The sequence below is a fragment of the Chryseobacterium sp. CBSDS_008 genome (assembly GCF_049959325.1).
Lineage (GTDB): Bacteria > Bacteroidota > Bacteroidia > Flavobacteriales > Weeksellaceae > Chryseobacterium.
In genome coordinates, this window is sequence record NZ_CP188202.1 from 1,148,171 (window position 1) to 1,161,113 (window position 12,943).

12 protein-coding genes are annotated in these 12,943 nt (G+C 36.4%); 8 read left to right on the top strand and 4 right to left on the bottom strand.

Translation table 11 applies throughout. The annotated features are described in order from the left end of the window. Positions 1–4: 4 nt before the first annotated feature. Together ACP3T3_RS05070 and ACP3T3_RS05075 are read right to left on the bottom strand one after the other, a co-directional pair. The gene (locus ACP3T3_RS05070) at positions 5–460 is read right to left on the bottom strand and encodes an HRDC domain-containing protein (RefSeq protein ID WP_426478831.1); all 456 of its coding nucleotides are present in this window, start codon (positions 458–460) and stop codon (positions 5–7) included. A 14-nt stretch (positions 461–474) separates the two neighbouring features. Beyond that, the gene (locus ACP3T3_RS05075; protein ID WP_426478832.1) at positions 475–807 is read right to left on the bottom strand and encodes a single-stranded DNA-binding protein; all 333 of its coding nucleotides are present in this window, start codon (positions 805–807) and stop codon (positions 475–477) included. Positions 808–1,607: 800 nt separating this feature from the next. On the opposite strand from ACP3T3_RS05075, the gene ACP3T3_RS05080 reads away from it, so the two are divergent. The 8 genes from ACP3T3_RS05080 to ACP3T3_RS05115 all read left to right on the top strand — a co-directional run bounded on the left by ACP3T3_RS05080 (position 1,608) and on the right by ACP3T3_RS05115 (position 8,054). Next, complete coding sequence (locus tag ACP3T3_RS05080; protein ID WP_426478833.1) at positions 1,608–2,513, top strand: arginase family protein; 906 nt, start codon at positions 1,608–1,610, stop codon at positions 2,511–2,513. After that, entirely contained in the window at positions 2,514–3,107 is a 594-nt protein-coding gene (locus tag ACP3T3_RS05085; RefSeq protein ID WP_426478834.1) for an HPP family protein, read from the top strand. It abuts the gene before it with no gap. A 5-nt stretch (positions 3,108–3,112) separates the two neighbouring features. Beyond that, positions 3,113–3,457 carry a hypothetical protein gene (locus ACP3T3_RS05090; protein WP_426478835.1) on the top strand — a complete coding sequence of 115 codons (345 nt, stop codon included), beginning with the start codon at positions 3,113–3,115 and terminating at the stop codon, positions 3,455–3,457. 20 nt (positions 3,458–3,477) lie between these two features. Then, on the top strand, positions 3,478–4,383 hold the full coding sequence (locus tag ACP3T3_RS05095) for a TIGR01777 family oxidoreductase (RefSeq protein ID WP_426478836.1): 906 nt from the start codon (positions 3,478–3,480) through the stop codon (positions 4,381–4,383). A gap of 58 nt (positions 4,384–4,441) precedes the next feature. Continuing rightward, the gene (nudK, locus tag ACP3T3_RS05100) at positions 4,442–5,023 is read left to right on the top strand and encodes a GDP-mannose pyrophosphatase NudK (protein ID WP_426478837.1); all 582 of its coding nucleotides are present in this window, start codon (positions 4,442–4,444) and stop codon (positions 5,021–5,023) included. 87 nt (positions 5,024–5,110) lie between these two features. Next, positions 5,111–5,752, top strand: a complete 642-nt coding sequence (locus tag ACP3T3_RS05105; RefSeq protein ID WP_426478838.1) for a DUF2306 domain-containing protein — start codon at positions 5,111–5,113, stop codon at positions 5,750–5,752. Positions 5,753–6,268: 516 nt separating this feature from the next. After that, positions 6,269–7,033, top strand: coding sequence for a hypothetical protein (locus tag ACP3T3_RS05110; protein WP_426478839.1), 765 nt, complete (start codon positions 6,269–6,271; stop codon positions 7,031–7,033). A 574-nt stretch (positions 7,034–7,607) separates the two neighbouring features. After that, positions 7,608–8,054 (top strand): KTSC domain-containing protein, encoded by a 447-nt coding sequence (locus ACP3T3_RS05115; protein WP_426478840.1) that lies wholly within the window; start codon positions 7,608–7,610, stop codon positions 8,052–8,054. A 626-nt stretch (positions 8,055–8,680) separates the two neighbouring features. On the opposite strand, the gene ACP3T3_RS05120 is transcribed toward ACP3T3_RS05115, so the two are convergent. Both ACP3T3_RS05120 and ACP3T3_RS05125 read right to left on the bottom strand, forming a co-directional pair. Further along, positions 8,681–11,869: an efflux RND transporter permease subunit gene (locus ACP3T3_RS05120; protein WP_426478841.1), complete on the bottom strand. Its 3,189-nt coding sequence runs from the start codon at positions 11,867–11,869 to the stop codon at positions 8,681–8,683. Between the two features lie 7 nt (positions 11,870–11,876). Next, a complete protein-coding gene (locus ACP3T3_RS05125) occupies positions 11,877–12,938 on the bottom strand; it encodes an efflux RND transporter periplasmic adaptor subunit (RefSeq protein ID WP_426478842.1) in 1,062 nt (353 codons plus the stop codon). Positions 12,939–12,943 lie beyond the last annotated feature (5 nt).

Sequence of the window (12,943 nt, forward strand, 5' to 3'; positions counted from 1 at the left end):
AAAATTATATACTTTCCAGGATTTCAAGAATTTCTTCACCATAGTTTTCAATCTTGTGTTTTCCAAAACCCTTAATCTCCAGTAATTCTTCTTTCTTCGCCGGTCTATATTTGGCTACAGATATCAGTTCTTTATTGCTGGCGATAAAATAAGTGGGAAGATTCTGATCTCTGGCTTTTTCCGATCTCCAGAGCTTCAAAGCATCAAGGATCTTTTCTTCATCCATATTCAAAATATTATTCTCTGCAGAATATTTAATGGCCTTTGGTTCCTTCACTGTACTTTTCACCAGTTTTAATTCTTCAAAATACAATATTACAGACCAATAACGATCTTCGCTTACAAAAGCTGTTTCTACTTTCATAATCTCGTTGGCTTCCAGGAAAGCATCCAGCATTTTCTGATCTTTGTAGAGAAACTCTTCCGGGAGTCTGATTTTAAAAATTTTTACTTTCATCATTTGTGTTTTTAGAATTATTTGCCTCCTAATAAAAGGATCTCATCTACACGAATTTCCGTGATATAACGCTTCACCCCGTCTTTATCATCATATGATCTGTAAGTAAGCTTTCCTTCGATGGCAATTTCTTTTCCTTTGGGAACATATTTCTCAAAGATTTCAGCTGTTTTCCCAAAGGCAATAAGATTGTGCCATTGCGTTTCTTCCACTTTTTCTCCTTTGGCATTCGTGTAATGATCGCTGGTTGCTAAGGATACAGCCGCTTTTACATTTCCGTTGTCGAAGGTTACCATTTCAACTTCTTTACCTGTGTAACCAATTAATGTTACTTTGTTTCTTAGTGACATAACTTTTAGATTTTAAAGATTAATAATTCAGATAAGAGACGTTCACTGTTTCCTCAAATCTCTGTTGCAAAGATTGCGACGTTCTGATATCACAGTCGGTGTTAAACTATTTAAATCCGTTTGTAGTCGTTTGAAAACGAATAATAAAGCAAAAATAATACAATGAAAATGGCCGTAATAAGAATTAAAAGTTATAAATTTTCTTTAAAAAAATAAAATTTTAATACGTAAAGTCTAATCCAAAAATTTTTTCCGCTTTGAAAAAAAAACTTAAATAGAGTATTTATAAAGGTTATTTGTATTTGATTTAATCATCTTTGCAAAATGCGTCAACAAGACAGAGAAGAATTTTTATTTTGACTTTCTTTTGGCTGAAAACAGAATAAATAAGGCACTCAACAAATTTTATTGAGTGCCTTCATTTAATCATCTAATTTTGAGTTTGAATTATGGTTTTTGCATTGAATAATGCTCTTTGCTGCTGTACCAATATCCATCAGCCGGTTATCTTGTAATTCTGCTCTTTCAATAAGACACTGGATTTTTCATGGTTTGCTTTTATTTCATATCAAAATTATAAAAAAACACAATACAGTGAAATAAAAAATCAATTTATTTTATAAAAATAGTATGGTTATTTTATAAATATAGCGTTATGAATATATAATTTAAAATATCGATAAATATTTTTTTTCCGAAACAGAGAAAATTAAATAACACTTGTTTTTAATTAAAAATGGCCTGTTTCTGAGATATCCATTTACAAACGGATAATTCCGTATCTTTGTGAAAATTCTTTTATGAAAAGGAACATCAATATTTTTGAGTTTCCTCTCAATCTGGGACTTACCAAAAAGGAACATGAGACAGAACCCGGGGTTCGAAAACTTCCGGACTGGCTCAGAGAGTTTGATTTTCATAATAGAATTAATCCAAAAAACATTTTCAGGCTTAACGCTCCGGAATATTCAATGGACTTTGATGAAGAATCAAGGGTTAGAAATGCTGACCTGATTGTTGAGTATGCCAAAAAACAAGCTGACTGTATTCTAGACAGTTATGATAGAAATACCTTCAACATTATCCTGGGTGGTGACTGTAGTATTCTGATAGGAAATGCTATTGCATTAAAACAACTGGGAAACTTCGGTATCTTTTATCTGGACGGCCATACCGATTTTATTCCACCGGAACTTTCTGAAACCGGCGGCGCTGCAGGAATGGATCTTGCCATGATTACGGGAACCGGTCATGAAAAGCTTACTAATATTAATGGTTTAAAACCTTATATATTGGAAGAAAATGTATTCTGCTGCGGAAATGCAGAAACAGATGATGATGAATATGTCAGTCAGATTATCAATTCAGGTATTCATTATTTTGATCTTTATAATCTTAGGAAGAATGGTTTCAGAAACACTGCTGAAGATTTTATAAAAATGGTTAATGAAAAGAATCTGAACGGTTTTTTCATTCATTTTGATGTGGATGTTTTGAAAGATGAGATAATGCCCGCTGTGGACAGCAGAATGGAAGACGGAATCGGTTATGATGATCTCAGAGAAATGCTGGAACCTTTATTTGAAAATCCGTTATGTTTTGGAATAGAGATTACCATTTTAGATCCTGATTATGATAAAAGCGGAGTATATACCCAGCTATTCGTAGAAAATTTAATTCAAATCATAAAAAATAAAGAAGACTAAATGAAGAAGACTATAAAAAGAACATTCAGAGTTTCAAAATATGTGATCTATAAAGAAACACTGGTTGATTATAAGGAGCATTTCTGGTCATTTCTAGGTGCTTTCTTCGGGATTGGGATTATTGCATTCATCCAGTCTCACTCTTTGGCTGAAACTGAAAATATTTTTCTGATCGGTTCTTTCGGAGCTTCAAGTGTTCTTATTTACGGAGCTATTCAAAGTCCGCTGGCACAGCCCAGAAACCTTGTTGGCGGGCACGTTCTGTCGGCATTGGTAGGGGTTACTGTTTATCAGTTTGTTCCGGATATCATCTGGCTTTCGGCACCTCTGGCAGTTGCTTTTTCTATTGTACTGATGCAATACACAAAGACACTCCATCCGCCGGGCGGGGCTACTGCACTGATTGCCGTAAGCTCTACAGGAAAGATACCGGAATTAGGGTATTGGTATGTAATTTCCCCTGTACTTTCGGGGTGTATAATCCTTCTGCTTGTGGCTTTGTTCTTTAATAACATTACTCCTAACAGAAGCTACCCTGCTCACAGCAGATTTATAAAACTGCTAAAGAAAAGACACACACGTCACTTAAAATAAAGATCATGAATTGTCTGGAATGCGGCGAAAAAATCATCGGTAGGTCTGATAAAAAATTCTGCAACGATGCCTGCCGGAATGCCTATAATAATAAGCAGAATAAGGATTCTAATAATCTGATGCGGAATGTGAACAATAAGCTCCGTAAAAATTACAGGATCCTGATGGAAATCAATACGGATGGTAAAACAAAAGTTACCAAGGCCAGACTGGATGGCTTGGGTTTTGATTTTGATTATTTTACCAACCTGAAGATCTATAAAAACGGTTCTGAATACAGGTTTATTTATGATTATGGTTATAAGCTTCTGGAAGATGACTTTGTATTGATTGTAAAGAATCAGGCATAACCTCACACCTAAAATTTATTATGAAAGAAATTGTTCTGATCACCGGAGCCAGTGGTATGATCGCCCAAGAGCTGGCAAAAAAGATAGGTAACGAATATGAAATCAGGTTTCTGACCCGGAAAAAGAAGCATGCGCATGAATATGAATGGGATGTCAGAAAAGGAAGTATGGATGAAGCTGCCCTTAATAATGTTTCTCATATCATACATCTTGCCGGGGCAAACATTTCAGAAAAGCGCTGGACACCGGAAAGAAAAAGGGAACTGATCTCCAGCCGTGTTGATTCAGCAGAGCTGCTCCGAACTGCTTTAAGAAAAAACAAAATCAGGCTAAAGTCTTTTATTTCGGCTTCAGGGATTAATTTTTACGGTACAGAAACCTCAGAAAAGATCTATGTGGAAACTGATCCGCCAGGCAATGATTTTTTGAGTGAGGTCGTTGTTTTATGGGAAAGAGCAGCTGACGATTTCAAAGAACAGGAACTGGCCGAAAGAGTAGTCAAAATAAGGACTGCTGTAGTACTTTCTGAAAAAGACGGAGCTTTAAAAAAAATGGTTCCTCCCATTCAATATTATATCGGGTCACCCTTAGGAAGCGGCAAACAGCATATGCCCTGGATTCATATTGAGGATATCTGTTCTATATATGAATTTGCTATAAAAAATGCCACGCTGGAAGGCGCTTATAATGCTGTTTCTCCACAGCACACAACGAATAAAGGACTCACAAAAAAGATTGCTAAAGTACTTGGCAAACCACTGTTTATGCCTAATGTTCCCGGATTTGTTTTAAAACTGATATTTGGAGAACTGTCGGCAGCTATTCTTGAAGGTTCAAGAGCTTCTTCGCAGAAAATTCTGGATGCAGGATTTCATTTTAAATTCCCCGATCTGGAGAACGCTTTAAATGATTTATTAAAGAAGTAACTGTACAATACTGCATTCAAAATAAAAAACATTAAAAACTAATTTATAGAAAATTCTTATGCAAAATCCTAATATTACTATTCTTCAAACGGAAGTTCTTTCCGACAACTGGTATACATTAAACAAAGTCACTTATGCTGTTCAAAAAAAAGACGGAACCTCAGAAACACAAAGCAGAGAAGCTTATGACCGGGGAAACGGCGCCGTTATACTTCTTTATAACAAGCTTTCAAATACAGTTATCCTGACCAGACAATTCCGGCTGCCGACTTATATCAACGGAAATGCTACCGGAATGCTTATTGAGGCCTGTGCCGGACTTTTAGACAATGATAACCCGGAGGACTGCATAAAACGGGAAACTGAAGAAGAAACCGGATATAAAATCTCCAAGGTTGAAAAAGTATTTGAAGCCTATATGTCACCCGGATCCGTTACAGAAATCCTCCATTTTTTTATTGCAGAATATTCCCAGGAAATGAAAATTGCAGATGGCGGCGGATTGGAAGAAGAAGGTGAGAATATACAGGTTCTGGAACTCTCTTTTGAGGAAAGTCTTACAATGATTGACACAGGAGAAATCCAGGATGCAAAAACAATTATGCTTTTACAGCATTTACGATTGAAAGGGATCATGTAAAGTCATACATAATAAATGATGTATAAATTTCATTTTTTAGCTGCATAGCTTATCATTAAATAAAAATTCTTTAAGATCATCTTACGGTTGGGAATAAAAATTATTAAAATAACAGCGCTGTTCTCAGTGGTTATTTTCAGCATCCTGATGTTGAAAGTAATTTCCCAATATACCTCTTTTGATAAAAATACCGGGTTTCTGGCCTTTAAGCAACAGGTTGTCAGCAATCGGTACTGGATGGCTTTTTTCTACATCCATATTTTTTCTATAACCCTTTGCCTTCTGGCTGGTCTGACCCAGTTTTCAAACCGTTTTCTCACAGAAAACAGAGCTCTTCATCAAATCATTGGTAAAATATATGTTTATAATATTCTTATTATCAATGTTCCGGCCTGCTTTATACTCGGATTGTTTTCAAACGGAGGTCTTATCGGAGTTACAGGATTTCTGATTCAGGATATACTTTGGGCTTATCTGACCATTGTGGCAGTATTTTCCGTTAAAAAAGGAAATATAAACAAACACAGGAGCTATATGATTTTAAGCTATGCAGTGACTACAACGGCAATTACATTCAGGATTGTTAAAAATCTGTTTTATAACGAAGCACATCATGATTATGAACTTTTTTATGGGCTGAATGTCTGGGCTGCCCTGATCATCAACCTTTTCGCTGCTTATTTAATCCTTCAAAAAATACCTTTTCTTACCGGGAAAAATCAACGTTAGACAGGAAAATATAAATACTGAAAAACACGATCAGAAAAAATGAGCAAATGAATACTAGGGTATTAAAAAGCAATTTATATTTACTTTTCTGCGTCCATTTACCGAAAAATAGCATAATCAGGTAAGAAATACCTCCAAAAACAGCAATAATAAAGAGAAGAAAAAAATAATATATCATGGCTACCCTATTAATTCATGTAAATCTATTATTTTAAATCTAAAAAAACAATCTGTAACAGCAATAACATGCTTATTAAATAATCTTAATTTTGATTATCATTAAAGTAAATTATGAAAATAACCCTTAAGATTTTTAATCATTTATATTTTTAATCTTAATGGTTTAAAATTACAGCCGGAGTTCATATCATTTTCTTCGCCATAGGCTTTTCATTGCCTGTATAAAAAATGCAAAATCAATTGAGAAAATCTATTTAATCCTTTATATTTTGAATTTAAAGCATTAATTTTGCACTGAAATTCAGAAAATTCGGATTCCTTCAACAATTTATGTACATGAAAAAAATGATGATCGGGCTTTCGCTGGCCTTATCCATTACTATATGGGGACAAAAAACTCCTGCAAAAACAACCAATCTGACACCGTACAGTTATCAGACTTTCAATTGTGACAATAAAGGGTATTTTGATCCGGCTAAATACAAAAAAGAAGAAATAGACGGAGTCAATAAACTTTTATATCAGTTCAGCGGAGTTGTATTTGATACCCGTCCCGTTTTTAAACTTTCCCAGCTTGAAGAGATCCGTCAAAACCGAGAAACTTATTTGCAGGACCTGGAAAAACAATATCAGGAAAAGAAAAAGGAATTATACAGCATACAAGTTATTGATCTTCCGAAATGGAAAAAACTTCAGGAAGAAACGATTCAGTCTTTTGAAAATGAATACCAGCTGAATAAGGAAGAAATCATGGCGTATTCTGATCCTTCAACCCTCAAAAACAGCAGATATTATACAACCTGCAGGGAGCAGATTGAAGCTATTTCGTCTCCTGACAGAGAAAAGATGTATGCTGCATGGAGAACCTATACTGAACTGAAAAGTAAAAATAATGCTGATCCGAAAGCCGTAATGACAAGATTTGATACTAAAATGAATGATCCGCAAAAAGAGGATTATGCACTGATAGATATGATCGGCCTGGGTTTTCATAACTGTGCCAACAGCAGTTTCAGACCAAAACGTGATGATGAAGGGACTTCTTACAAGGATTTTGACAAGATCTTCACAAAACTGAAGCGGACTTGTGATGAGCCTTAGAACTTATTAAAAGATTGAAAGATTTAATCATTAAAAAGATATAACAGCAGTACTCAGATTGGGTACTGTTTTTTTTATTTGCAAAGTTTTACAGAACGGTTAAGGAATGGTTAAAGGAGCGTTAATGGTCCGCTATTTCTTTGTTAAACAAGGTATTGCCTCTATTTTCGTACTTCTAAAACTCCTTCATGAAATATATTGTTATCTTCTTCACATTGTTATTGTGCATAGCAATATCAGCCCAGAAAGCACCTGATATTCTTCCATTTTCTCTTGAAAAAAACCAGTGTATGTGTATGGCAAAGTCAATACAACAGACCGTATGAAGTTTCAGTTTTTAAAAAGGTTCAATACAGTGATTGATTTTAAAAACGGGTATATTTATTTTAAGCTGAATAAAAATTTGTACTCGGAATTTAATTAGCTGTAAAAGTTAACGATACAAATTCTATCCTCCTGTTATCAGGGACCATTTTTCTTCACTTCACAAATTCCAAATAAATTAATAATGAATAAGTTATGGTTTATCAAATTTAAATCCTTAATTTTGCACCCCGAAAATAAGGATTGAGATATGAAAAAAATTGGTGAGCACAGAACGCTTCTTGGAGTAGATAAAAATGTTACTTTAAAAGAATTGAAGACGATTTACAGAAATGTGATGAAAGATACACATCCTGATAAATTCATTAATGATGAAGCCGGACAACAGGAAGCAGAAGAAAAAAGCAAGTCTGTAATTGAGGCCTACCATTTTTTGGTAAGTATCAATCCTGAGACACAGGAAAAATATAAGGAAGAATATACGGAAACGATTACAAAATCTAATATCCAGGATTTTTATCTTGAAAAATCGATTTTAAAGGTTCAGCATCTGAACGGGAATATGTACGAATATATGGGTGTTCCAAAAAACACCTATATCAAAATGATCAATGCTGATTCACCAAGCCGTTTTGCAAGAAGACATATCTACGGGAACTTTGTTTACAGAAAGTCCGGTGAGGCTATGGCAGACTAATTTTTTCCATTACAATATATAAGAGCTTTCAGTGTATACTGGGAGCTTTTTTTGTTTTAAAAACAGCTATTATGTTTTGGCTGAAGCCCTCTCCTATTGAATATCTTAATTACGTCTGCCATTCTGAACGAAATGAAATGCAGTAAGAATCTCATGAGTTTGATTACAAATGAGATTCTTCCTTCGTCAGAATGACAAAAGTCAATAATTTGACTTAAAAACAACTTATTTTTTCTTAATAGATATTATCCGACTTTTATTTCTATAATAATTAACCGTCAATAAAATGGGCAACCCATTTACAATAATAAACACCATCCAACGACTTTAGCCGAAACTTATAAGATTTTAAATTGCTTTTAAACCACGGATCTCACTGATTTTCACAGATGATTGAGAATATTTTTTGATGAAAGATTTTTAAATTGTTTTGTTGATGTCATTTATGGAAAACATTTGTGTCATTTGTGTTTTAATTGCTGCTCATTCAATAGGAACGGGCTAGCCCATTTACCTTAATCAAAATCTTCTAACGGCTTAAACCAAAACCTATATCATCTAATCTACCAGCAACAAAAAAGCCGCATCAAAAGTGATACGGCTTTTCGGTTAATTAAAGGTTTAATTTATTTATCTAAATGCTTTGGAGTAAATCCATCTTCATTCAGTTCTCTGTGTACATATTCTGCTTTCATTTCAGCTTCGTAGTCTACTTTAGTATCTTTACCCATTCTTCTTAGAACAGAGTCAAATAGAGAGTATACTACCGGTACAATGATCAAGGTAAGGAATAGTGACGATGTCAAACCACCGATTACTACCCATGCAAGACCTTTGTTCATCTCAGCTCCGGCACCTGTTGCCAATGCGATCGGTAACATACCGAAGATCATCGCAATGGTTGTCATCAGGATCGGACGAAGACGGGCGTGGTTAGCCTGTACCAAAGCATCGTGAGTATTAGCTCCTGCTGCTTTTCTTGCATTTGTAAAATCAACGATAAGGATCGCGTTCTTCGCTACCAGACCAATCAACATGATCATCCCAAGCATGGTGAAGATGTTCAGTGAATTGGCAGTTAAGGCAAGGATTACCATTACCCCGATCATCGCTAACGGAATTGAGAACAATACCACGAAAGGATATACAAAACTGTCATATAGTGAAACCATTACCAGGTATACCAATACGATAGCTGCTAATAAAGCGATTCCCAACGTACCGAAACCTTCCTGCTGGTTTTCCATATCTCCACTCCAGATATAATCTACTCCAATAGGTTTTTTGTTGCTGTTCATGAACTGGTTTGCCCACTCATTAGCTACATCCCCTACTGGTCTACCTACTGCTTTTGCTCTTACTTTTACGGAAGGAGATTTATCTCTGCGTTCAAGTAAGCTTGGTCCGGAACCCATTTTTACATCAGCAAACTGGCTCAGACGAACCTGCTGCCCCTGCGGGTTTGTAAACATAAGGTTTTTAACATCATCAATGGATTGTCTGTTGACATCTCCGAAACGGATATTGATATCATATTCATATTCTCCGGCTCTGAATTTTCCGTCTGTATTTCCGTTGAATGCAGTCTGCATTGTCTGTCCTACACTTGAAAGATTTAACCCTAGAGAAGCCATTTTATCTCTGTCAATACTTACCTGAACTTCCGGGCTTCCTGTATCTGTTGATAATTCAGCATCTACAGCTCCAGGTACTTTTTTCAATAGCTCTAAGATTCTTGTAGCTTCTTTTACTGCTGTTTCGTTATCCGGTCCTGTTACGACCATTTCAATCGGAGCATTTTCAGCACCCATGATACCGATCGGAGCCGTTTTAAATTCAACTCCTGTGAATTTCTCTTCCAGCTGTCTTTTTATTTTCGCCGCTTTGATGTTGGTACTTTCAGAACGTTCAGATTTGTCTGTTAAGTTCACCTGAACCTCAGACTGGTAAGTGGTTGCCTGAGCACCCCCAAAACCTGTAGACTGCTGTCCAACAGTTGTAATAAGGTCTACAACATCTTTATCATTTCTTAAAAACTTCTCAACATCTAATGTTAACTGGTTTGTTTTTTCAACGGTTGCATCTTTTGACAATTCCATTTGTACTAAGAACTGACCACGGTCAATTGGCGGGAAGAACTCACCTCCAATGAATCCGAATGCTACTAGCATGAATGAACTGATTAAGACAATGAATGTGATCACTACTGTTGAAATTCTTCTTAATGTCGTTTTCAGACACCATTCAAGGATCCCTGTGATCCAGTGGGTAAACTTGTCAATTAACCCTTCAAACCAAAGAATGAATTTCTCAAACCAGTTTTTACCTGTCAAATGTTCCAGCTTGCCGAATCTTGATGATAACCAAGGGATGATGGTAAATGAAGCCAATAATGATAATAGGGTTGCAATAACTACCGTGACGCAGAACTGTGCCAGAATGTTGGCTACAAGACCAGAACTCATCGCAATCGGTAAGAATACCACCACAATTACCAATGTAATTGCAGCCACGGTAAATCCGATCTCTGAAGCTCCGTCATAAGCTGCTCTGATCTTACTTTTACCCATTTCCATGTGACGGTAAATGTTTTCAAGTACAACAATCGCGTCATCCACCAGAATCCCTACCACAAGGGACAGCCCCAGTAAGCTCATCAGGTTCAAAGTATATCCCATTAAGTTCATTCCGATGAACGCTGCCACCAATGAAGCCGGGATAGAAACCATTACGATAAATGCGTTTCTGATACTGTGAAGGAATAATAACATTACAATTGCCACGAGGATAATCGCTAAGAATAAGTCGAAAATAACGTGGTTGGCTGATTCAAGGGTAAATTCTGTAGTATCGTTTACGATTTTTACTTTTACTCCCTGAACTTTATAGGCCTCTTCTACTGTTTTAATTGTTTTCTGAACACTTTCCGATACGGATACCGCATTCGCATCAGATTGTTTTTTAACCTGCATCAAAATGGTCGGAAACTGGTTGAATCTCGCTACTTTTTCCACATCTTTCTGAGAGTCGAAAACGGTTGCGATATCAGATAAGCGCACCTGAGCTCCGTTTTTATTGGAAACGACAAGGTTGTTCATTTCTTCAGTAGACTTATATTTTCCTGAAAGCCTGATGGTAGATTTTGTGGTTCTCGTTTTCAAACTTCCTGTAGGGAAATCAAGGTTTGATGAAAGGATTGCCTGTTGTACATCTCCAATTGAAAGTCCGTATCCCTGTAATTTTTTCTCATCAAGATTCACCTGAATTTCTCTCTCCTGCCCACCGACAAGGTCAACCTGAGCTACACCGTTTACACGGGAAAAGATAGGTTCAATCTTTTTATCCAATAAGTCGTAAAGGTCTTTACTGTTCAGTTTATCAGATGAAATACTCATCGTGATAATCGGTAAGTCATCTAAGGAGAATTTATTCAGAGAGGGTGCTTTCACATCTTCCGGGAGGTCTGCAAGAATAGCATTTACCTTCCTTTGGGCATCATTCAAAGCATAGTCAACATCGGCCCCATCGTTCAGCTGAACCATGATGACAGATAAGCTCTCGTATGAAGAAGATTCTACCTTCTTAACGTTTTCCAGCGAACCTACAGCATCTTCAATCTTTCGGGTCACGGAGGTTTCCACCTCGGCAGGTGAAGCTCCCGGATACACTGTAGAAATGGTTACCATATTGGTTTCAAACTTCGGAATCAATTCGTATCCCATGAGCGTATAACTCAGGATACCTCCCAGCGTCAGAATTGTAAATAATACAATTACCAGCGAGGGTCTTTTAATGGATATTTCTGCTAACTTCATTGATCTGCTACTTTATAATGTTTACTTTAGATCCGTTGTCCAGGTTGATCTGTCCGCTGGTTACTACCTGCTCTCCTCCATTCAATCCGCTTAAAACCTGAACTTTATCGCCGTAAACTTTTCCGACGGTTACTTTAATCAATTTGGCAACACCATTCTGAACTACGAATAATTGTCCTGAGCTTACTCCGTTTACAAATGCTTCCGCAGGAACTGTCAGCATATTCTGCGTTTCTGCCCCGTTATTTGTGCTGAATTTAGCAGTTGCATACATACCCGCTTTCAGGTTTCCTCTGTTCTGAACTTCAATTTCAACTGGGAAATTCAATGAAGCATCACTTTTAGGAGCAATAAATGTAATTCTACCTGCGAAAGAATCTTCAGGTAAAACATTTACTTTAATCGGAACTTCCTGACCCAACTGGATTTTTCCGATCTGGCTTTCATCTACTAAGACAGACAGTTTTAAGCTGTTAATATTAACAATTTCAAACATAGAAGTTCCTACCGAAACAACGGTTCCAGGTTCTACCAGCTTTTTATTGATTGTTCCGCTGATACCTGCACGGATGCTGGTGTCATTCACTCTTACTCCCTGAGCTTTCACAGCTGCCTGAGCATTTTTAAGCTGTAGCCTTGAGTTATCAAGCTGCTGTTTTGTAACGCCTCCTGTTTTAAAGGCATTTTCGTAACGCTGGTTATCAATAATAGCATTCTGCAAATTATTCTGAGCTTGTGTAACATCTACTTCGATAGCATCTCTCTTGATGGTTGCTAAAACCTGACCTGCACTTACTCTTGAACCTTCTTTTACCAAAACGTTTACAATACGTCCGGCAATTTCAGAAGACTGGTTCATCTCCTGCTTAGGAATGAAAGTACCGTTTGCGGAATAGTCTGTATCAATATTTTCTCTTGTAACGGTTACAATATTAACGTTGATTTTATCTACCTGCTTAGCAACTTCTTTTACTTCCTGAGTCTGTTTTTCTTTGTTTCCGGCAATCTTGTAAGCGGCTAGACCTACCAGTACAGCTGCTACGATGATATATATTAAAGTTTTTTTCATTTTAG

Bases quoted from the DNA above. Each gene is read 5' to 3' on its own strand.
- ACP3T3_RS05070 (WP_426478831.1), bottom strand. From the start codon at position 460: ATGATGAAAGTAAAAATTTTTAAAATCAGACTCCCGGAAGAGTTTCTC.
- ACP3T3_RS05075 (WP_426478832.1), bottom strand. From the start codon at position 807: ATGTCACTAAGAAACAAAGTAACATTAATTGGTTACACAGGTAAAGAA.
- ACP3T3_RS05080 (WP_426478833.1), top strand. From the start codon at position 1,608: ATGAAAAGGAACATCAATATTTTTGAGTTTCCTCTCAATCTGGGACTT.
- ACP3T3_RS05085 (WP_426478834.1), top strand. From the start codon at position 2,514: ATGAAGAAGACTATAAAAAGAACATTCAGAGTTTCAAAATATGTGATC.
- ACP3T3_RS05090 (WP_426478835.1), top strand. From the start codon at position 3,113: ATGAATTGTCTGGAATGCGGCGAAAAAATCATCGGTAGGTCTGATAAA.
- ACP3T3_RS05095 (WP_426478836.1), top strand. From the start codon at position 3,478: ATGAAAGAAATTGTTCTGATCACCGGAGCCAGTGGTATGATCGCCCAA.
- nudK (WP_426478837.1), top strand. From the start codon at position 4,442: ATGCAAAATCCTAATATTACTATTCTTCAAACGGAAGTTCTTTCCGAC.
- ACP3T3_RS05110 (WP_426478839.1), top strand. From the start codon at position 6,269: ATGAAAAAAATGATGATCGGGCTTTCGCTGGCCTTATCCATTACTATA.
- ACP3T3_RS05115 (WP_426478840.1), top strand. From the start codon at position 7,608: ATGAAAAAAATTGGTGAGCACAGAACGCTTCTTGGAGTAGATAAAAAT.
- ACP3T3_RS05120 (WP_426478841.1), bottom strand. From the start codon at position 11,869: ATGAAGTTAGCAGAAATATCCATTAAAAGACCCTCGCTGGTAATTGTA.
- ACP3T3_RS05125 (WP_426478842.1), bottom strand. From the start codon at position 12,938: ATGAAAAAAACTTTAATATATATCATCGTAGCAGCTGTACTGGTAGGT.